17 protein-coding genes are annotated in these 19,432 nt (G+C 61.5%); 4 read left to right on the plus strand and 13 right to left on the minus strand.

From position 1 onward, the window contains the following. Positions 1–2: 2 nt before the first annotated feature. From B7L71_RS11705 to acnB, 3 genes are all read right to left on the minus strand, one after another. Positions 3–1,886 (minus strand): glycerophosphodiester phosphodiesterase family protein, encoded by a 1,884-nt coding sequence (locus tag B7L71_RS11705; RefSeq protein WP_081138156.1) that lies wholly within the window; start codon positions 1,884–1,886, stop codon positions 3–5. A gap of 87 nt (positions 1,887–1,973) precedes the next feature. Then, positions 1,974–2,468 (minus strand): ribonuclease E activity regulator RraA, encoded by a 495-nt coding sequence (gene rraA / locus B7L71_RS11710; RefSeq protein ID WP_081138114.1) that lies wholly within the window; start codon positions 2,466–2,468, stop codon positions 1,974–1,976. Positions 2,469–2,611: 143 nt separating this feature from the next. Continuing rightward, entirely contained in the window at positions 2,612–5,215 is a 2,604-nt protein-coding gene (gene acnB / locus B7L71_RS11715) for a bifunctional aconitate hydratase 2/2-methylisocitrate dehydratase (protein ID WP_081138116.1), read from the minus strand. Positions 5,216–5,746: 531 nt separating this feature from the next. Here acnB and miaE point away from each other — a divergent pair. After that, a complete protein-coding gene (miaE, locus tag B7L71_RS11720; RefSeq protein WP_081138118.1) occupies positions 5,747–6,403 on the plus strand; it encodes a tRNA-(ms[2]io[6]A)-hydroxylase in 657 nt (218 codons plus the stop codon). Between the two features lie 30 nt (positions 6,404–6,433). Beyond that, positions 6,434–10,339, plus strand: a complete 3,906-nt coding sequence (locus B7L71_RS11725; RefSeq protein WP_081138120.1) for an AAA family ATPase — start codon at positions 6,434–6,436, stop codon at positions 10,337–10,339. Here the strand turns inward: B7L71_RS11725 and B7L71_RS11730 are convergent. The 4 genes from B7L71_RS11730 to queC are packed head-to-tail and all read right to left on the minus strand — an operon-like array spanning position 10,336 to position 12,831. Next, positions 10,336–10,620 (minus strand): YkgJ family cysteine cluster protein, encoded by a 285-nt coding sequence (locus tag B7L71_RS11730; RefSeq protein WP_081138122.1) that lies wholly within the window; start codon positions 10,618–10,620, stop codon positions 10,336–10,338. The two genes, B7L71_RS11725 and B7L71_RS11730, sit on opposite strands and share 4 nt — an antisense overlap. Continuing rightward, complete coding sequence (locus B7L71_RS11735; RefSeq protein ID WP_081138124.1) at positions 10,617–11,450, minus strand: 6-carboxytetrahydropterin synthase; 834 nt, start codon at positions 11,448–11,450, stop codon at positions 10,617–10,619. Before B7L71_RS11735 ends, B7L71_RS11730 begins: the two co-directional genes overlap by 4 nt. Further along, positions 11,450–12,124: a 7-carboxy-7-deazaguanine synthase gene (gene queE, locus B7L71_RS11740; protein ID WP_081138126.1), complete on the minus strand. Its 675-nt coding sequence runs from the start codon at positions 12,122–12,124 to the stop codon at positions 11,450–11,452. Before queE ends, B7L71_RS11735 begins: the two co-directional genes overlap by 1 nt. Continuing rightward, positions 12,124–12,831 (minus strand): 7-cyano-7-deazaguanine synthase QueC, encoded by a 708-nt coding sequence (gene queC, locus B7L71_RS11745; protein WP_081138128.1) that lies wholly within the window; start codon positions 12,829–12,831, stop codon positions 12,124–12,126. Before queC ends, queE begins: the two co-directional genes overlap by 1 nt. A gap of 193 nt (positions 12,832–13,024) precedes the next feature. Here queC and B7L71_RS11750 point away from each other — a divergent pair, with 193 nt between their 5' ends. Continuing rightward, positions 13,025–13,441, plus strand: a complete 417-nt coding sequence (locus B7L71_RS11750; RefSeq protein WP_081138130.1) for an SRPBCC family protein — start codon at positions 13,025–13,027, stop codon at positions 13,439–13,441. Beyond that, positions 13,434–14,102, plus strand: a complete 669-nt coding sequence (locus B7L71_RS11755) for a TVP38/TMEM64 family protein (protein WP_016913979.1) — start codon at positions 13,434–13,436, stop codon at positions 14,100–14,102. Before B7L71_RS11750 ends, B7L71_RS11755 begins: the two co-directional genes overlap by 8 nt. A gap of 10 nt (positions 14,103–14,112) precedes the next feature. Here the strand turns inward: B7L71_RS11755 and B7L71_RS11760 are convergent, their stop codons facing one another. The 6 genes from B7L71_RS11760 to B7L71_RS11785 all read right to left on the minus strand — a co-directional run bounded on the left by B7L71_RS11760 (position 14,113) and on the right by B7L71_RS11785 (position 19,431). Further along, positions 14,113–14,352, minus strand: a complete 240-nt coding sequence (locus B7L71_RS11760; RefSeq protein ID WP_016913978.1) for a DUF2789 domain-containing protein — start codon at positions 14,350–14,352, stop codon at positions 14,113–14,115. A gap of 86 nt (positions 14,353–14,438) precedes the next feature. Then, positions 14,439–15,509, minus strand: a complete 1,071-nt coding sequence (locus B7L71_RS11765) for an asparaginase (RefSeq protein WP_139790127.1) — start codon at positions 15,507–15,509, stop codon at positions 14,439–14,441. Between the two features lie 29 nt (positions 15,510–15,538). Next, positions 15,539–16,741 carry an MFS transporter gene (locus tag B7L71_RS11770; protein WP_081138134.1) on the minus strand — a complete coding sequence of 401 codons (1,203 nt, stop codon included), beginning with the start codon at positions 16,739–16,741 and terminating at the stop codon, positions 15,539–15,541. A gap of 9 nt (positions 16,742–16,750) precedes the next feature. Continuing rightward, entirely contained in the window at positions 16,751–17,254 is a 504-nt protein-coding gene (locus B7L71_RS11775) for a hypothetical protein (RefSeq protein WP_016913975.1), read from the minus strand. A gap of 75 nt (positions 17,255–17,329) precedes the next feature. Then, the gene (locus B7L71_RS11780) at positions 17,330–18,586 is read right to left on the minus strand and encodes a DEAD/DEAH box helicase (RefSeq protein ID WP_081138136.1); all 1,257 of its coding nucleotides are present in this window, start codon (positions 18,584–18,586) and stop codon (positions 17,330–17,332) included. A 248-nt stretch (positions 18,587–18,834) separates the two neighbouring features. Next, the gene (locus B7L71_RS11785) at positions 18,835–19,431 is read right to left on the minus strand and encodes a PqiC family protein (RefSeq protein ID WP_081138138.1); all 597 of its coding nucleotides are present in this window, start codon (positions 19,429–19,431) and stop codon (positions 18,835–18,837) included. Position 19,432: the final 1 nt, after the last annotated feature.

Genomic DNA, 19,432 nt, shown 5'->3' on the forward strand with positions numbered 1-19,432 from the left:
CGCTACTGACGTAGCCAGTTGCGCAGTTTCACCAGCATCAGGCCGCCATCGCTCATGGCGTGGCGGTCTTCGAGCAATTCTCTCAAGCGGTCAGGGTAGTCGGTGATGATGGCGTCTACGCCAAGATCGATCAGCGCCGACATTCTGGCCCGATCATTGACCGTCCAGGCGTGGATTTCATAGCCGTAGAGGGCCGCCAGGCGAACCTCCTGACGGGTAATGCGGTTATGCCGTAAGCCCAGCGCATCGAATTGACGGCGGTCCAGCGTACCGGGAAGTATCAGCTGCGCCAGTAGTGTCACCCTCAGTTCGGGCGCCCGCTGCTTGATGAAGCTGACCAGCGCGGGGGACATGGTGGCCATGCGCATTTCCAGCAGCGTATTCGGGAAGCCGCAGGCAGCCATTCCATCCAAGGCATCATGCTGGGTGGCCCAGCAGCGATAGCGGCGATCGTTTTCTGCCTCCAGCTCATCCAGTACCGCCTGTGCCAACGCTTCCTCCTGGCCTGGTAGCGGCTTCATGTCGATCATCAGCGCGGCGTGGCCTCTCACCAGTGCCAGGGTCTCGTCCAGCCCGGCGATTCGTTCGTTCTGGAAGGCATCGCCAAACCAGCTACCCACATCGAACTCGCTCAGCTCGGCTCGGGTCAGCTCGCCAAACTCCCTGGGGTCCCCCGTGAGCCTGGCCAGCGTGCGGTCGTGGTAGAGCATGACCTGCTGGTCGGCGCTGAGGCGCACGTCCAGCTCGACGGCATCGGCACCATCCTCCAGCGCCTGGCGCACGGCAGCCAGAGTGTTTTCAGGCGCCACCATGGAGCTGCCCCGGTGGGCGATGATGGCGACGTCATCGCGTATTTCGAAGCTGTTGAGTATCCACCAGGCTTGCAGGGCGGCAATTAGCAAGACACACACTTCCAATGCCCAAGCCAATCGACCTGTCTGTGCATTCTCGGGAGCGGCAGGCCGAGCCTCCCGATAGGCAAGCTGCAAGTAAAGGCAGGCCGACAGCAGCGCATGGGTGGTAATGCCCAGAAACGTGATGGTCAGGGTGATCAGGACATAGCCGGTCAGGTAGGCCAGCATCGCCGGTACCAGCACGGCACTGTGCTCGGGAAGCCACCAGAGCAGCGGCGTGACGAGGGTATCGTAGAGCCAGGTGGTGGCAATCGGTAGGGCAATGATGACGAGCAGTAACAGCAGCACCGCTGCGCCAATGGAGCGGTGCCAGCCACGGGTGAGGTGCACGCTGCGCTTCAAGGCCTGCAGGGGGTGGCAGTGCTCCAGCGCCACCAGCGGCAGCGCCAGTAGCCAGCGCAGATATAGCCACGACGCCAGGCTCATCCACAGCAGCACGACCGGTAAGGCGCAGGCGATGAAGTACCACAGTACTGGTGGGCGTACACGCTGTAGATAGTAGGGGTCCAGGCCGCTGAGCCAGAGATCGTATAGCCAGGCGATGGCTGCCATGAACGGGGCCAGCAGCAGCAGGTGGGCGCCCACCTGCAGGATCACCAGCAGCAGCAGTGCCGGTAGCCGCCGAGTGCTGAGCCACAGGGCCTCCAGGGCCAAGCGGTAGTGGTTGTCCTTGGGCCTGCTGGCCACTTGAAGCATGCCCGCTTGCTGCCAGTAGATCAGCAAAAAAGTGACCGCAAGGCCCGCCAGCAGGGTGAACAGCCCGAGGGGGCTGAACAGTAGCGCCAGCAAGGCATCGTTGGTGACCACGGTACGGTTGAGCTGGGCCATGAATCGCTGGGAGCCCCAGGCCACCAGTGGCAACACCACGGCCGATGCCAACAGCGTGAATAGCAGGTGGTAGGCAATCAGTGGGCGCAGGTGGTCACGAAGGGTGCGAAGTAGGGCGTAGCCCAGTGGCTTGAGCGGCTGCATGGTGTCCGTGGCATGAAAATGAAATATCAGGGTGGCACTATCTGCCACCACTGACAAGTCTGGCGGGTTAGCAGGGGATCGGCGCGTTCAAGAGAGCTTGAGCGGCTGTTCGGCGACGATGATGCCGTTATTGTCGGCGTAAAGCCATTGACCCACCTGCAGCGTGACGCCTGCAAAGGTCACCGCCACGTCGCGCTGGCCTTCGCCATGTTTTTCGCTGCGACGAGGGTGGCTGCCCAGCGCTTGCACGCCCAGTGGCAGGGTGGCCAGAATGTCTACGTCTCTCACACAGCCATACATGATGACGCCTGCCCAACCGTTTTTGGCGGCTTGTTCAGCCAGCATGTCGCCCAACATGGCGCAGCGATGAGAGCCGCCTGCGTCCACCACCAGAATGGCGCCTTCGCCGGGTTCGGCGACGGCCTGCTTGACCATGGAGTTGTCTTCGAAGCATTTGACGGTACGAATAGGCCCGTAAAAGCTATCGACGCCGCCAAAGTTGGCAAACATCGGCTCGAGTACTTTGACGTCCGGGTACTGGTCGCACAAATCGGGGGTCACGACGTGAGGTGTGGTCGTCATGAGAGTCTCCTGTCCATGAATGACACTGTGGGTAATAAAAACGCCCCGACCTGCAAGGGAAGGGGCGTTCGGTCATCGGCTCAGAGTCGCGTAGCGTCTCTGCGATGTTGCGAGCATCGGCGATGGGTCAGTAGCCTTGGCGCTTAAGCCTCTTGCGCTACTGGAATCACGTTCGAGGCGATTTTCTGATACTCCTCGATTTCGTGGAAGTTCATGTAACGATAGATTTCGCCGGCCAGGGCGTCAAATTCGCCCATGTAGCGCTGGTACTCAGCGACTGTCGGCAGGCGGCCTTCCACCGCGGCGACCGCTGCCAGCTCCGCCGAGGCGAGGTAGACGTTCGCGCCATCCCCCAGGCGGTTCGGGAAGTTACGTGTAGACGTAGACACGACGGTGCTCTTGGCAGCCACACGCGCCTGGTTACCCATACACAGTGAACATCCCGGCATTTCCATGCGGGCGCCTGCACGGCCGTAGATGCCGTAGTAACCCTCTTCGGTCAGCTGGTGCTGATCCATCTTGGTTGGCGGCGCCAACCACAGGCGGGTCTTCAGGCTACCCGCAGGCTGTTTCTCGAGCAGTTTACCGGCGGCACGGAAGTGACCGATGTTGGTCATGCACGAACCGATAAACACTTCGTCGATCTTCTCGCCAGCCACGTCGGAGAGCAGGCGAGCGTCGTCCGGATCGTTGGGAGCGCAGAGCACCGGCTCCTTGATCTCGCTGAGGTCGATCTCGATGACTTCGGCGTACTCGGCATCTTTATCCGCACGCATCAGTGACGGGTTGGCCAGCCAGGCTTCCATCCCTTCGATACGACGGCTGATGGTACGCTCGTCGCCGTAGCCGTTGGCAATCATCCACTTCAGCAGCGTGATGTTGGACTTCAGGTACTCGGTCACGCTCTCTTCGGACAGCGTGATGGTACAGCCAGCCGCACTACGCTCGGCCGAGGCATCGGAGAGTTCGAAGGCTTGCTCGACGGTGAGGTCTTCGAGGCCTTCGATTTCCAGCACGCGGCCGGAGAAGGCATTTTTCTTGCCGGATTTCTCGACCGTCAGCAGACCCTGCTTGATGGCGTAGAGAGGAATGGCGTGAACCAGGTCGCGCAGCGTGACGCCGGGCTGACGCTCACCCTTGAAACGCACCAGAACGGACTCGGGCATATCCAGCGGCATGACGCCAGTGGCAGCAGCAAAGGCAACCAGACCAGAACCTGCCGGGAAGGAGATGCCGAGCGGGAAGCGGGTGTGGGAGTCACCGCCGGTGCCGACCGTGTCCGGCAGCAGCATGCGGTTCAGCCAGCTGTGGATGATACCGTCGCCGGGGCGCAGTGAAACACCGCCGCGGTTCATGATGAAGTCGGGCAGGGTGTGGTGCGTGTCCACGTCCACCGGCTTGGGATAGGCAGCCGTGTGGCAGAAGGACTGCATGACCAGGTCGGCCTGGAAGCCCAGGCAGGCCAGGTCTTTCAGCTCGTCACGGGTCATCGGGCCAGTGGTGTCCTGGGAGCCGACGGTAGACATCTTCGGCTCGCAGTACATGCCGGGGCGCACGCCGTTCAGGCCGCAGGCCTTGCCGACCATCTTCTGTGCCAGCGTGAAGCCTTTGCCGGTATCCGCAGGTTGGTCCGGCAGACGGAAAACGTCTGACGGCGCCAAGCCCAGGGACTCGCGCGCCTTGCCGGTCAGGCCACGGCCGATGATCAGCGGAATACGACCGCCTGCACGGACTTCATCGAGAATCAGCTGTGTTTTCAGCTCGAAGGTGGAGAGCACTTCATCGGTGCCGTGCTTGCACACTTTGCCTTCATAGGGGTAGATGTCGATGACATCGCCCATTTCCAGCTTGGAAACATCCATCTCTACCGGCAGGGCGCCTGAATCTTCCATGGTGTTGAAGAAGATCGGGGCAATCTTGCCGCCAAAGCAGAAACCGCCGCCGCGCTTGTTGGGCACGTAAGGGATGTCGTCACCGAAGAACCACAGCACCGAGTTGGTGGCGGATTTGCGCGAAGAGCCTGTGCCGACGACGTCGCCCACGTAAGCTACCGGATAGCCTTTGGCTTTGACGGCTTCGATTTGCTTGAGTGGGCCAGTGGTGCCGGGCACTTCGGGCTCGATGCCGTCACGCTCGTTCTTGAGCATGGCGTTGGCGTGCAGCGGGATGTCCGGGCGCGACCAGGCATCCGGCGCGGGCGACAGGTCGTCGGTGTTGGTTTCACCCGGGACCTTGAAGACGGTCAGGGTGATTTTCTCTTCCAGCGCAGGCTTGGAAAGGAACCACTCGGCGTCGGCCCAGGACTGCATGACGTCCTTGGCGATGGCGTTGCCATTCTTGGCGCGCTCTTCCACATCGTGGAACGCATCGAACATCAGCAGGGTGTGCTTGAGCTGCTCACCTGCTTCACGGGCCAGCTCTTCGTTATCGAGCAGCTCGACCATGGAGACGATGTTATAGCCGCCCTGCATGGTGCCCAGCAGTTTGACGGCATGGACCTTGTCGATCAGCGGCGAGGACGCTTCGCCTTTGGCCAACGCGGTCAGGAAGCCCGCTTTGACATAGGCGGCTTCGTCGACGCCCGGCGGTACCCGGTTGGTGATCAAGTCCAGAATGAACTCTTCTTCTCCGGCCGGCGGGTTCTTCAGCAGCTCGATCAGGTCGGCGACTTGTTCGGCGGTCAGGGGCTTGGCTGGGACGCCCTCTGCAGCGCGTTCCTCGACATGTTGGCGGTAAGCTTCAAGCACGTTGGGGCCCTCTCATCTTCTTGGTAGTGATCATCAGTGGTAGCAAAAGACGCCTGCACGGTAACAAGGACATCCTTCGATCACATGACATACGCTTGAGAATCAGCGTCTGGTGGATGGCTCGGATTCTACGGGAAACTGTCGACAATGTTAAGAAGTCAGGCGGGATGCCTACTTGTACTTTGTGTTGAGATGTTGAAAGCCGCTTTCCTGAGGACGGTTTTTTTGATTCATGTGCCGTAAACATGAAAGATTTTTACCGATAGGCGTGTTTTTAGGTGACGGCTGGTGTGATTATCGTGATGCCGCGTTACCATGACTGCCAAGCGAGTGCTGGCCTTTAGAGCTGGGTAGCCTCGGCAAGCGTGATTCCCGTGTGGAGCGTGATTCAGGCTTGCTATACATTAGCGTTGACGCATTTTTAAGCGAGGCTGGCAGATAGGTTTGTTCATCCTCGATCCAATCAGGGAACGGACGCCATTGGCGTTTATATATTGTACAATAGTGTGATAAACGCTTGGTGCTGGTGTTATGTCGATACAATTAATGGCGTTGCAAACAGCGGATCATGCGCTGCAAGCGGATGATCTGTTGCCCGAAAGTTTGCATGAGTTTTTAGCTTGCCCAACCCCCGATGCCTGGTTGCAGTGGGCATTGGCCAACCCTGAAACGCTGCTGATCGATCATGCGCAGTGTGAAAAGAAGGCGGCTTCCACGGCCATGAGCCTGCTGTATCGCTATGTGGACCAGCCGCTGCTGTTGAGCAAGATGTCTCAGTTGGCCCGCGAGGAGCTGCTTCATTTCGAGCAAGTAGTGGGCTTGATGGAGCGTCGTGGCGTTCCTTATCGCCATCTGACGGCGTCACGCTACGCCGAAGGCCTCAGAGAGCATTTACGCAGTCAGGACCCTGAGCGCTTGATCGATCTGTTGATCATTGGGGCGCTGATCGAGGCGCGCAGCTGTGAGCGTTTTGCACGACTCATTCCTTACCTGGACGAAGAGCTGGCCAGGTTCTATCGCACCCTGGTCAAGTCCGAAGGGCGTCATTTCGAAGACTATCTATTGCTGGCCCGCCAGCAGACCGATGCGCCTATCGACGAGCGCATCGCGTTCTTCGTTGCTCGTGAGGCGGAGCTGATCATGTCTCCGGATACGGCTTTTCGTTTTCATAGTGGCGTGCCCGCGTGATGCGCCGCTAGCCAAGGCAGGATGTGTAACATGCGTGATGCTCAACAGACAGATCAGTTGACCCTGTTTGGTCACTTCTCCTTGACCCAAGGGGAGGACGTGCTCACTCATTTCAGCTACGACAAGGTCAAGGCGCTGCTGGTATATCTGCTGCTCCATCGTCAGCCCGTCAATCGTGCCGCCCTGGCGGAGCTGCTGTGGCCAGACCAGGGCCTCTCCTCAGGCAGAACCAACCTGCGCCATGCGCTGCACTGCCTGCGCCAATCCATGGGCGAGCATGCCGATCACGTCCTCAACGTGTCGCGCCAGACCATTGCCTTTCATTTGCCGTCCCATTGGCAGGTGGATTTGCATGAGCTGCAGCAACTGCTGGAAGGGCCCAAGGATCTGGAGACGCTGGAAGCGCTGATGGAGTGCTACCAGGGGGATCTGATCGAGGAGCTGCAGCTCAGCAACTGCAGCGAGTTCCAGCGCTGGCTGGTGCAAGTGCGCAATGAGTGGCGCCAACGAGTCATCCGTTTTGCCGAACAGGTGCTGGAAGCACATGCCGAAGTGCCGGATGCCATGCTGGAAGGACTGGTCAGCCGCTTTTCAGGCTACGGCCCGTTCCACGAGCGCTGGGTGCGGCAGCTAGCCGAGCAGAACCAGATGGCCGCGGCTCACGAACAGTACAACAGCTACCTGCAACTGCTGGCACTCTCCGGGCAACAGCCTGAGCCCAGTTTCGTGCAATTGGCCAGTTTCTGGTCGGATGGTCACCACGACCCCCGGGCGATGTCGCCCCAAGGCGCCTTTTCGCGGGCGTTGGCGGCGGACAGCAAGCCGCTGCGCGAAGATGAGATCGAGCTGCGTCAGCTTTCGGTGATGGCCATCCGCTTGCGCTTGAAGGGTGACTGGCCGGATCGCGCGGCTACCCGCAACTGCCTGGCCTTGCAGCTGGAGCTGCTGAGATGGTTGGAGCAGCAGTGCCACCATCTGGGCGGTTTCTGGCTGCCGGGGGCAACGGGGGGCTTGGGTCTGGCCTGCTTCGGTACCCATGGTCCCGCCCATCAGCTGGCGGAGCTGGTGGCGCTTTACGAACACTGCCGTCAGGCGCTACCTCAGGAGAGCCGTCGCCACTGGGCCGGGGACGCCGAACCGCCGGTATTCGAACTGGCGGCCGGATTGCACAGCGGGCGCGTGGTCTACTTGCCCGAGCGCCAGCTGGCCGACCCGCTGGGCCAGGTGACGCAAGAGTCTCTGGAGTTGATGAGTGCCGCTGAGGGAAGCGAGCTGGTCATCTCTCAGGCAGCCAGCCAGCACATGCCCCCGGCGCTGGACTTGCAGCCCAGGCTGGTATCGCGTTTGGTGGCCAGCGATGGCCGCGTGCGTTTACGTGCGCTGGTGCTGGGCCAGAACGAAGGCGGGCGTGATGCCTTGCCACCGAGCCTGGTGGGAAGGGAAACCTCGCTACGCACCTTGCGCGATGCGCTGGCACGGGCTGGCATTGGTTTGCGGCAAAGCGTGTTGGTGCGGGGCGCCTCGGGCATGGGCAAGTCGGCGTTGATGGTGGGGTTTCGGCAGTTGGAGCTGAGCCGCGATGCGGCGATCTGCTGGCTTCCGACTACTCGGCTCTCGGTACTGGACCCATACGGTGTAGCCCGGTCGTTGCTGGCCTGGTACTTCGAACATCCGCCAACGCTCGATGCCGTGCATGCGCTGCAGGCAACGCTGGGCCTCGATACCTCGGATAGCGCGCGTCAGCAGCTGCTGGAAGAGGCGTTGGGGGTTCGCGAAGTTCAGGAAATCAGCCAGCTGACTCAAAATGGCGAAGCCGTGGAGCTGGTGGTGAAGCTCTTGCATCGGCTGATCGACCATCGTGCCGTGTCGCAAACTCTGGTGCTGATGATCGATGACCTGCAGTGGCTGGATGAACCCTCTTTCAAAGTGTTGGCGGGGCTACAGGCACGTCTGTCGATCAACACGGCCTTCATGATGGTGGCCAGCCACCACGGCCGCGAACCGCTACCGGTCAAACTGCACTGGGATCAGCAGATCACCCTGGGCAAGCTGGATGCACTGCAGTCTTCGCGGCTGCTGTCGCAACTTTCTCGTCGTTATCGTATTCATCTGAGCCCACGGCTGCGCAACCAGATCATCGAGCGCTGTGATGGTGTTCCGCTGTATATGCAGGAGATCTGTCGTCGCCTCGACATGGATCGACGGGAGGGGCGCAGCGTACAGCTGGATGAGCTGCCCAAGGGGCTGCTGGGGCTACTGGCCAGTCGAATCGATCAGTTGGAAAGCGACCGGGATATTGCCCATATTGCAGCGGTGCTGGGCAAGCGTTTTCGACTGGACTTGCTGGCCGAATGCAGCGGTTGGGAAAAGCCCAGGTTGTGCCAAGCGCTAGAGCACATGCGGGCGCTGGAGATCATCGAGCCCATCGACAAGGAGGGCGGTGATCATGAGTACCAGTTCAGTCACCAGTTGCTTCAAGAGGCGGCCTACCTCTCCTGTCCCCGTGACGTCAGGGTCAAGCTGCATCAGCAGGTCGTGACCTTGATTGAGGAGCGTTTTCCGGTATGGATCAGTCGCCATCCGGGAGACTTTGCCACGCATCTGCGGCGCAGCGGCCACTATGCACGTGGGGCGCGCTACTTCGAGCTCTCCGCGCGGGAAGCGCTCAAGGTGAGTGCCAACCGCACGGCGCTGCGCATGGCCGACCTCGGCTTGGCCAGCCTGCGCCACGTAGCCCATGAGGTAGAGCGTGAAGTCAGCCTGCTGACGGTGCGTGGTCAGGCTGCGTTCGCCCTGGAAGGCCACGGTTCGCCCACGGCCCATGAAAGTTTTGTGAAGGCCCGTGAGCTGCTGCGCCAAACCGGGAGCGACACGCCTGACGACCCGGCAGACCTCGAGCAGATTTTCCTGGTGAAGTGGGGGCTATGGGTGGGGCGCAGCCAGCGCTATGCCCATGCCGACGCCTTTGCGCTGGCATCGACCCTGGCGGATATCGCCGCTCGCCTGGAAGGCCCGCGCTACCGCCGATTGGCGGATTATGCGCGGGCACACTGTGAATACTGGGCGGGGCGTATTCAACAGGCCCACGACCACCTGGACGAAATCGATCCGCTGAATGCTCCCATGATGATCGAGTGGCTGCCGTTCTCGGATCATCCCCAGGTGACGGCGGCCTGTTTTCAGGGTTGGGCGCTTTGTCTGCGAGGTGATTACCATCGCGCAGAGTGGCATGTCGCGGCGGCCATTCGGCTGGCGGAGCAGATCGGCCACCCGGGTACCCTGGCCATGGCGCTGATGTTTGCGGCGGCATTGTATCGTCAGTTGGGCCATGTGCACTTGGCGGCCCGGCATGCCGAGCGAGCCGCGGCCATGACCGGTACGCCAGACCTGCAGCTTTGGCAGATTTCCGCGCAGGGGGTGCTGGGTTGGCAGCGGGCGTTGGCGGGGGATCAGGGCGGGCTGGTGCAAATGCACGACAGCCTGGATCAGATGGCCGAATTGAACGGCCGAGACCGCTTCCAGCGGCCCGTGTTGTGGTACTCCGATGCCTGTATCGAGCTGGGTGAGCTGCACGCAGCCGAAGAGTATCTCGACCAGTGCCTGGTGATTGCCCGTGAGCGCACGACTCTTTTCCTGCCCGAGCTGGCTACCCAACTGGCCCGCGTGCGTGACCTGCTGGGCCACCCTGCCCACGAGGTCAAGGCGTTGACGGAAATGGCCATTCAGCAATCCCGCGAGCATGGCAACCGCCATCAGGAGTTGGCGGCGCTGGAGCTATGGCTTACGCGTATAGCGCCCAATGACCAGCAGGCGAAAGAGGTGTTTCGTCGACTGTTGGGCGAGGTAAGCCATAGCGATGCGCCGGTGCTGGTGCGCTGGATCAGCCTGCTGGACCGTCGCTTGCCGCACCCGGTGAGCCTGGGCGGCGAGGTCTAACCGGCTGTGGCGGTTTCCCACCCGTAGAGTGTGGCGAGGGCCTCTTCTCGGTCCTCGCCACACACCTCCTTGTCGAAGTCGAACTGGCTGCATACGGCAGGGCGACGGGCATCACCAAAGAGCATGCAGAGGTTTTGCTCATTCAACTGCACGCAGCGAATGCCCGAAGGCTTGCCGCTTGGCATGCCGGGAATGGGCGAGCTGATGGACGGCGCTATGCAGCAGGCGCCACACCCCATGCGGCAAGACGCCTGCTGATCGCTGGTAATCAGAATCGTCATGGCGCTGCCTGCGCGGTAGCCCCCTTGTTGATACCTTCGAAGGCTTCCACGTAGGTTTCCTGCTGAGTTTGCTGGGCGATACTGTTGGCCAGCCAACGGGCGATATTTTCCACGGTGGTGGGCGCTGGCAATACGCTGCAGCGGTGAGCGGGCAGGGTGATCGAGAACGCTCCCTGTTCGGCTGTGTAGCGGCAGGTCAGAGTGGTATTCGTCTGCTCCGCCACATCGGCCTGCTCCAGCAGGTAACGGTTGTCCAGCCATTCACTCCATTGTGCCTCAAGAGCGGGCTGGCGCTGCTGGTGTTGATAGACATGCAGCCGTGAGCGGTGGCCATGGGCGATACGCTGGCAGTTGCCCAGATGGCGTTTCAGGCCGTGGCTGTAGCCATAGGATGCGCCTTCGATACGCTCTTCCTGCAGGTTCAGGGTGACACGGGTGACGTTGCGAGGCCGAGCGCGTGTCAGCTCTTCGCTCAGGAGCTGGGTCACCCTTGCCACCGAGATGTGTTCCCAGGGGAGCAGGGTGAACGCCTGCGCAGGCCCGCGTACTTCCATCGGATAGGGCGTGGTGGTGCGAATGCACAGGCCTTCTGCGCACTCGCTGACCTCTACGCCAGGCGCCTTGGTGGGCACCAGCAGCGTATGATCCAGCCCGTTGTCCAGCGTGCGCTTGATCCAGGGTTTCACTTCGCCAAAATCGAACAGCATGCCGTCTTCACCCAGTTCGCCATCCAGATGGGCGTCGACCTGCCAACTGCAGCCGGTCAAGCCGCGCTCAGGGCACCAGAGGGAGACATCGATATGGGTCAGGTGGTGAACGAATAAAGCCATCAATCGAATCCTGCGATCTTGTGGGTTTGCAGCGACAAGCGCCACTGGGGGTGGGCCATGCAATAGGCCGTCGTGGCGGCCACCGTGGCGGCATTGTGCTCAGCGACAGTGGTATGGATCGTGTCGGCATGCTGGGCGACGTGATCCATAGGCTGCAGGTAAAAGTGTCGAAAGTGCAGCGCGGCAAACTGCTCGGGCGGGGCGTCGTGCTGCGGGTATACCAGCTTCAGCTCATCCCCTTGGTGAATGGCCAGCGGGTTGCTGCCCTTGGGGCTGACGCATAGCCAGTCGATTCCGGCGGGTGCAGGCAGCGTGCCGTTGGTTTCCACGGCGACCTCGAATCCTTCGCTGTGCAGCATGGCGATGAGCGGGGTATCGAGCTGCAGTAACGGCTCTCCCCCGGTAAACACCACGTAGGGCACCGCGCTACCTGCGCTGGCTGGCCACAGCTGTTTGATATGCCGTGCCAGCTGCTGCGCACTCTCGAAGCGGCCGCCGTTGATCCCATCGGTGCCAATGAAATCGGTATCGCAGAAGGTGCACTTGGCCGTGGCTCGGTCGGCGTCACGCCCCGACCAGAGATTACAGCCTGTAAAGCGACAGAAAACGCTGGCGCGCCCCGCCTGGGCACCCTCGCCCTGCAGCGTGTAGAACGCTTCTTTGACGTGGTACATCAGCAGTCTCGCTCGGCAAGGGGAGCATACGCGAGCGGATCGGTGGCCTGGTTGGCGGCAAAGGCCGCCAGCCGTTCACGGCAGCTGCCGCACTGCCCACAGGCGAGTTGCTGGCCTTCGTAGCAGGTCCAGGTATGCCGGTAATCGAGGCCCATGGCGAGCCCATCGCGCAGGATGTCGGCTTTACTGGAGGCCAGATAAGGGGCGTGGACGGTGACGGGCTCGAAGTTGGCAATCTGCGCCACGTCGTTCATGGCCTCGACGAAGGCCGGGCGGCAGTCGGGGTAAAGCACGTGATCGCCGCCGTGTGCGCCATAGTCGACACGGCTGGCGCCAATATTGACCGCCTTGGCAATGGCCAGCGACAGCAGGATCATATTGCGGTTGGGCACCACGGTACTGTGGAGCGAGTCGGCATCGTACTCCCCCTGAGGCATGGCCAAGGCCGAGTTGGTCAATGCCGAGTTGTCGATCAGCCCGTGAATGGCGCGAATATCGACGACCTGATGAGGGATGGCCAAGGACTCACAGACCTGGCGCGCAACGTCCAGTTCACGACGGTGGCGTTGGCCGTAGTCGAAGGACAGCGCATGGACAGTGAGGCCTTCGCGCAGCGCACGATGCAGGACGGTATAAGAGTCCATGCCGCCGGAATAGATGACGACGGTGGATGGCGCCTGGGCGCCGGGTGATGCAGTGGATGACATGCTGGGTACTCATGGTCGGAGAATTTATGTCGTGCCTGCCTGAACCGCAGGGCGGTGTTCCGGGGTCCGGTCCGGAAGGCGGGCAGTTTACGCAATGCCGCTCTTGCTGACCAGTGCCACGGGTGGCGGCATCCGGTGTGTCAATGGAATTGGCGTGATAAGCTACCCCTCTAAAGCCGCTAGAGATGGACGCATGGCCACCATAGAACATAGTGAAATCGTTCGAGCCTCCCCGGAGCGCGTATTTGACTTGTTACGCCGAGTGGAAGATTTTGCGGAGTATTCGGACTTGATACGCTCGATCGATCGTCTTGGCGAAAACCGCTACCGCTGGCACGTGCGGGCAGTGGGCATGGACTGGTCGTTTGACGTGGAGGTGACCGAGATCGAGCCCCCGGAGGTATTGGCTTGGGAATCTCTGGATGGCGTCAAGAATCAGGGGCGCTACCAGCTGCGCGCCGTACCGGAAGGGACGGAGGTGTCACTGACCCTGAGTTATGACATTCACAATCGTCTAATGGAAAAAGCGGTGAACAAGGCGGCCAGACCATTGGTCGGAAAGGTCAGTCGACAAATTCTCGAGCGGGTTGAAGCACGCCTCCATGCGTAAATTATCTCTCTACTCCTGGCGATGGGCGGCCGCGTTTGCGGTGGCTGCCATGCTGGCCTACGTATGGCTTTGGTACTCCCCGGACCTGATGGCGGTGAAGCGCTGGGCCGCCACCATGTCGCACCATCCGGTAGTCGTGGTGACCGTCATGCTGACCATGGCGGTGACACTTGCGATTGGCCTGCCCGGCAGTATTGGGCTGTGGTTGATCGCGCCTTTTTATCCGCCTTTGATCGCAACGCTCATGTTGACCGTCAGCAGTGTGGCGGGCGCCTGGGGGGCTTATTTGCTGGCGGCGCGAGTCGGGCAGCGGTGGCAGCCCAAGGGGCTGACGCTCAAGGTCATGGATACCCTGAAAGCGCGAAGTGACCTGCTGACCCAATGTGCCATGCGAGTGCTGCCGGGGTTTCCACACTCAGTGATCAATTTTGCGGCAGGCCTGGGGCATATTGCGCTGGGGCGCTATCTATTGGCTGCCACGCTGGGACTGGCGGTGAAATGGGCCGTCTACAGCAGCGCCATTTACGGGGCGCTGGAAGCCATCGAGGAAGAGGACCCGCTACAGATGGACGTGCTGCTGCCCCTGTTGGCCCTGACGGCCCTGCTGCTGGCAGGGGCCTGGTACCGGCGCCGCCTGGAAGCGGCGCGGGATCAGACTTGAATTCAGGCGATCATTCCGCCTTGTGCATCGAGGCATCCAGATGATCGACCACCTCGGCCCAGTCGGCATCTTCTTCCACTGCTTCGCGTAGAAAATCCGCCTGGCCCTCGTTCCAGCAGGGGGCGTCGGCCAGCGGCATCTCCTTGGGTAACGGTGAATGTCGCTCAATAAAGCGTTCGATAGAAGCCGCGTCCGAGCGCAGCCCCAGCTGTTCAAACAGTTCACTAAAATGATGCACTGGTTGATCCATACGTTTTCACCTGTTTTCAGAAGGTTATGTTGCACTCCATGTGTCCTGTTTAACCATAGCCTGTCTGCTCCGGGATGCCAGTCTGGCTACCGCTCGCCCACTAACGGAGTGACGAAGCGCGTTGCTCGGTCGTCGTGGGTAAGCGGCTGCGCCAGCAAATGCACCAGCTTGGTGTAAGCTGCCTCGGGGGTCATGGAGCCCCCGGACAGCACGCCAGCATCCGTCAGGCCGTGGCCAGCGGAATAAGCGCCCAGGTGAAGGGTGCCTTGCGGGCACTGGCTGACCGCGGCCACCAGCTTTCCTTCTCCGCTGGCACGCGCCAGTACGGCTAACAGGTCCGGGTCGTCAGGCAAGTTGCCCGCTCCCCAGAGCTCCAGCAGTGCCCCCTTGACGCTGTCATTAGCCAGCCAACTGGAAAGTTGCCAGGCGGCTATGCCTGGCCACAGCGCGATGCGCACCACTTGCCCCTGAGCAAGGCACCCATAGTCCGGGAGTTCGAAGCGGGGCGCGCCACGCTGGTGAAGCGCCAGCCCCCGGCTGGGGTAAAGTACGCAGTCATCGCCTACCCGTTCGCCCAGCAGGGGGTAGTTGGGGGAGGCAAACGCGGTCATCGCTTCACAGTGCTGCTTCACCGCCCTGACACCCCGCATCAGGCGTCCCGCAAAGTAGATCGCCACTTCCTGAAGGGCGCTCATGGCGGCGAATTGCAGGGCGCCGCATACGTTGTCCAGAGCATCGCTATTGGCTGCCTCCAGCGGTTGCATGGCCCCCGTCAATACGACCGCCTTGTCCAGTCCTTGTAGCTGATAGGCCAGGCTCGAGGCGCTCCAACTGAGCGTATCGGTGCCGTGCAGGATGACAAAGCCCCGGTAGGCGGAAAAACGGGCGGCGATATCGCCTGCCAGCGTTTGCCACGTGGCAGGCGTGGCGGCGCTGGAGTCGATCAGTGGGTCATGGCTGATGATGTCGTAGGCGGGTAGTGCCTGCTGTTGCGGGATAGGCAACTGCTGTAGAGCATTGTGTAATCTGTCGGCAAAGTTGCCTGCTGGCATCAGTCCGGTGGCGGTTGGCTGCATGCCGATCGTGCCACCGGTGTAGATGATCAGTATCCGCTCATGTGAGCAGGTGGTCTCTGTCAGACGAGGAGCGTTACGCATGGTCATGTCCTGGTAAAGACAAGGAAGGATTATGGAAGGGTGACGCGTAGCTGGCCGCTTTGGTCATCCAGCTGCCGATTGCGGCCCGCAAGGCAGGCAAAACCGCAGCACACCAGTATCAAGCCGATGAGCAGCCAGGCAATATGCGCGGTCGAGGCGCCCATTTGCAGCATCACACCCACGCCGAAGGGGCCCAGCGCGGCCAGGGTGTAGCCGCCTCCCTGCACCAGCCCGGAAAGCTGTCCAGCCAAGGGGGCGTTGGCCGTGCGCAGCACCAGCAGGGCCAACGCCAGGCTGAAACTACCGCCCTGACCGAGGCCCAGCAGGGTGGCGCCAGGCCATCGCCAAGCCAATGGGGCAATCAACAGTAGCGCCAGGCCGATGGCCGTGGCGGCCAGTACCATGAGGAGAGCAGGCCGCTGGTCCTTATGCAAGCGGGCAACCCATGGGGCGGCCAGTGCCGAGGCCAGTTGGCTCATGATGGAGACCGCCATGGTCCAGCCAGCGTCTGCTTCGCTGTAGCCCCGGTCGATGAGCAGGGTGGGCAGCCAGCCAAACACGATGTAAGCCATGGAGGATTGAATGCCCATGAAGAGCATCACATGCCAGGTCAAGGGTTGGCGTAGCAAAGCGGCAAGCGGCACTCGGAAGGTGGGCTGAAGCGATGGTGCTGCGACGGGGCGTGGCGCAAAGCCCGACCATAGCAGCCAGGCTGCCAGGGCCAGCAGTGACCAGCTCATCAGGCTAAGCTGCCAACTGCCCAGCCAAACCAGTAGTGGGACGCTCAGCCCTGCCCCCAGGGCGCCACCAAAGCAGAGTGCCATGGTGTACAGCCCGGTCAGCAGGTCGGCGCTGTGCGGCAGTTCGCGTTTGACCAGGGCGGGAAGCAGTGTGCCCGCTATCCCGATAGCACCACCTGCCATGGCCGACCCCAGGTACAGCAACCCTGGCCAGGGAGCTCCCCGTACCAGCAGGCCGGTCGCCAACAGCAGCAGTGCGGCACTCAACGCCCGCTCACTGCCCAGGCGTTTGCTGAGCCAGGGGGCCAGCGGTGCGGCAAGGCCCAGGCACAGTACGGGTAAGGTGGTCAAAAGGCCGGCAGCAGTGGCCGACAGCCCCGCGCTTTCCTGTAGTCTGTGCAGTAGAGGGGCCACCGAGGACATGGCCGGGCGCAGATTGAGCCCAACCACGAACATCAACAGGATGAAGCTGACGGCGCGGCGTGTCACCATGACGCGAACTTATTGCATGTAAGGGCGCAGGTCGCCGCGTACGGCATCCAGCAGGGTGATGAAGTGATAGTCCTGTGGGGTGTCGATGGCGTCCACACGTACCTGGGTTCGCATGCCCTTGTTGATGTCCAGCTTGTCGTAGATTTCCAGGGTCAGCTTGCGTGCCGGTTTGTCGCCTAACGCAATGGCGCCCTCGGCTAAATTGAAGGTTTCCAGCAGGGTGGCTCTGATGCGCGTACTGTTGCCTTCACTCAGCACGCGGCGCACGAACAGCCAGCCTTCACAAGGCAAGGAGGCGTTGTCATCGCACTCGCGTAGGAACAGCGTCCGATAGCAGGCGCCTTCCTGGGATGCTTTTTCGGCCATGCTGCGGTAAGCCTGCACGACCTGGCCAGAGGAGGCGCGGGCATCTTCCAGACGCTGTGAAATACCCTGATGTTCGCGGCTCAGCTGCTCCTGACGCTGAAAAGTCAGCCACTGGCGATAGTCCGCCATCAGTTGTGAAGACGCCATAGTCACTCCATGAATTGGTTCAGCGAAACGCCGGAATATGCGAGGCGATACCTTCGCACATTCCGGTCCTTTGGGCTAGCGGCGAGCGCGGCGGCGACGTTCGCCACCGTTATTCGCTTGAGTGCTCTCGGAGGAGCGGCGGGCACGCGGTTGACGCTGGCTGCGGCGGCCGTTTTCGATAGGTTCGGGCTTGGCGTTGGGGTCAGGTTCGAAGCCGGGCTCAACGTGCTTGGGCAACGTTTGATTGATCAGCCGCTCGATGTTCTTGAGCAGGCCATGCTCATCGACGCACACCAGTGACACCGCTTCACCATTGCTGCCCGCACGGCCTGTGCGCCCGATGCGGTGGACGTAATCTTCGGCGACGTTGGGCAGGTCGAAGTTGACCACGTGGGGAAGTTCGCTGATATCCAGACCGCGTGCGGCGATATCGGTGGCAACCAGGACCTGCAAGTCACCGCTCTTGAAGGCTCCAAGTGCTCGAGTGCGCGCTCCTTGGCTCTTGTTGCCATGGATCGCCATGGCCGGAATGTCCTGCTTGGTCAGCTGCTCCGCCAGGCGATTGGCGCCGTGCTTGGTGCGCGTGAAGACCAGCACCTGGAACCAGCCATGGCGCTGAATCAAATGGGCCAGCAGGTCGCGTTTCTTGTCGCGATCCACGCGGTAGATGGCCTGCTCGATTTTTTCGGCCGTGGTGTTGCGCGGCGCCACTTCGATCATCGCCGGATTGTTCAGCAGCTGCTGGGCCAGGGCCTGGATCTCGTTGGAGAAGGTGGCCGAGAACAGCAGGTTCTGACGCTGTTTGGGTACCAGGCGCAGCAGACGTTTGATGTCGTGGATGAAGCCCATGTCGAGCATGCGGTCGGCTTCATCGAGTACCAGTATTTCCACGGCAGACAGGTCTACGTGCCCCTGCTGGTGAAGGTCCAGCAGGCGTCCCGGCGTGGCCACCAGCACGTCCAGACCAGCTTTCAGGGCATCTACCTGGGGTTGCTGGCCAACGCCGCCAAAAATGATGTGCGAGCGCAGTGACAAGTGCTGCCCATAAGCGGTGACGCTTTCACCCACCTGGGCGGCCAGCTCGCGGGTAGGGGTCAGGACCAGCGCACGTACCTGGCGTTTGCCCGGGCGTTTGCCTTGCACCAGGCGTTGCAGCATGGGCAGGGTAAAGCCAGCGGTTTTGCCGGTGCCCGTCTGTGCGCTGGCCAGCAGGTCTCGTCCTTCCAGAACGACGGGAATGGCCTGGCGTTGAATCGGGGTGGGCTGATGATAGCCCTGTGCGCCAACGGCGCTGAGTAGATCAGGGTGCAGACCAAGGTCAGAAAAGCTCATGCATTCTCCGCAGTCGCCAACCCCTCACTCTCTGAGTGAGGGGTTGGCGTCATGTTCAAGATACGAGGATGTCATTGCGCCATGAAGGCGCATCTAAGAATCAGATCGGGCAGCCACGACGGGCGTTTTAAAGCCACGCAGCCATTGCCCGCAGGGCTGCGTGGAAGTGATGGGGTGGCGCTTGCGAAAGGCGCTGTCGCCTAGTGTAACACGAAAGTCGCACTCAGCGCCGTTCATGCAGTCTTGAATTAGCGGCCCGTGAAATAGTCATTGCGCTGAATCTGCTCGGCGATTTGCACGCCTAGCAGGTTCCAGCTTTCACCCAGTGCACGTACCAGGGCCGGGTAGCCGTCCTCTTCCAGGGGCGTTTCCGTGGTAAAGCTTTGCAGTGTGACCAGGCTATTGTCCTCGCGCCGTAGCTGCCACTGGCCGCTGGCCACTGCCATGCCATCGTGGCGTCCCTGGAACTGATCCACCTCGACGGATAGCGTCAAGGCGTCTGGCTGGGCGCCCTCTGAACGCACCACCTGCAGCTGGGGAAGCTGCTGGGCCAACTGCGCTCGCAGGCTACGTTCCAGCTGACGGCCAATGCCCTCGGCCCACTGGTGTTCACGAGCCTGGTTCAACGTGATGTCGTCCAACTGCATGACGATGCCATCCACGTCCAGATAGTGCGCCAAGCGTGGAGCGCGGATGGCCAGCGTGCCCGTGGGTTGGCTAGGGGCGCTGCTGGCCGCGGGGCTGGGCAGCATGTAGCGAGCTGGGGGAGTGACGCTGCTTGCGCACGCGGTCAGGGCCATGCAGGCAGCGGCAATGATCAGCAGTCGTGTAAAAGGTTGCATCATG

Origin of the sequence: Halomonas sp. BC2 (assembly GCF_002078115.1) — a bacterium.
GTDB classification, from domain to species: domain Bacteria; phylum Pseudomonadota; class Gammaproteobacteria; order Pseudomonadales; family Halomonadaceae; genus Vreelandella; species Vreelandella stevensii.

What these genes read in the sequence shown, in the direction of transcription:
- B7L71_RS11705 (WP_081138156.1), bottom strand. Translation starts at nt 1,886, where the DNA reads ATGCAGCCGCTCAAGCCACTGGGCTACGCCCTACTTCGCACCCTTCGT.
- rraA (WP_081138114.1), bottom strand. Translation starts at nt 2,468, where the DNA reads ATGACGACCACACCTCACGTCGTGACCCCCGATTTGTGCGACCAGTAC.
- miaE (WP_081138118.1), top strand. Translation starts at nt 5,747, where the DNA reads ATGTCGATACAATTAATGGCGTTGCAAACAGCGGATCATGCGCTGCAA.
- B7L71_RS11725 (WP_081138120.1), top strand. Translation starts at nt 6,434, where the DNA reads ATGCGTGATGCTCAACAGACAGATCAGTTGACCCTGTTTGGTCACTTC.
- B7L71_RS11730 (WP_081138122.1), bottom strand. Translation starts at nt 10,620, where the DNA reads ATGACGATTCTGATTACCAGCGATCAGCAGGCGTCTTGCCGCATGGGG.
- B7L71_RS11735 (WP_081138124.1), bottom strand. Translation starts at nt 11,450, where the DNA reads ATGGCTTTATTCGTTCACCACCTGACCCATATCGATGTCTCCCTCTGG.
- queE (WP_081138126.1), bottom strand. Translation starts at nt 12,124, where the DNA reads ATGTACCACGTCAAAGAAGCGTTCTACACGCTGCAGGGCGAGGGTGCC.
- queC (WP_081138128.1), bottom strand. Translation starts at nt 12,831, where the DNA reads ATGTCATCCACTGCATCACCCGGCGCCCAGGCGCCATCCACCGTCGTC.
- B7L71_RS11750 (WP_081138130.1), top strand. Translation starts at nt 13,025, where the DNA reads ATGGCCACCATAGAACATAGTGAAATCGTTCGAGCCTCCCCGGAGCGC.
- B7L71_RS11755 (WP_016913979.1), top strand. Translation starts at nt 13,434, where the DNA reads ATGCGTAAATTATCTCTCTACTCCTGGCGATGGGCGGCCGCGTTTGCG.
- B7L71_RS11760 (WP_016913978.1), bottom strand. Translation starts at nt 14,352, where the DNA reads ATGGATCAACCAGTGCATCATTTTAGTGAACTGTTTGAACAGCTGGGG.
- B7L71_RS11765 (WP_139790127.1), bottom strand. Translation starts at nt 15,509, where the DNA reads ATGCGTAACGCTCCTCGTCTGACAGAGACCACCTGCTCACATGAGCGG.
- B7L71_RS11770 (WP_081138134.1), bottom strand. Translation starts at nt 16,741, where the DNA reads ATGGTGACACGCCGCGCCGTCAGCTTCATCCTGTTGATGTTCGTGGTT.
- B7L71_RS11775 (WP_016913975.1), bottom strand. Translation starts at nt 17,254, where the DNA reads ATGGCGTCTTCACAACTGATGGCGGACTATCGCCAGTGGCTGACTTTT.
- B7L71_RS11780 (WP_081138136.1), bottom strand. Translation starts at nt 18,586, where the DNA reads ATGAGCTTTTCTGACCTTGGTCTGCACCCTGATCTACTCAGCGCCGTT.
- B7L71_RS11785 (WP_081138138.1), bottom strand. Translation starts at nt 19,431, where the DNA reads ATGATGCAACCTTTTACACGACTGCTGATCATTGCCGCTGCCTGCATG.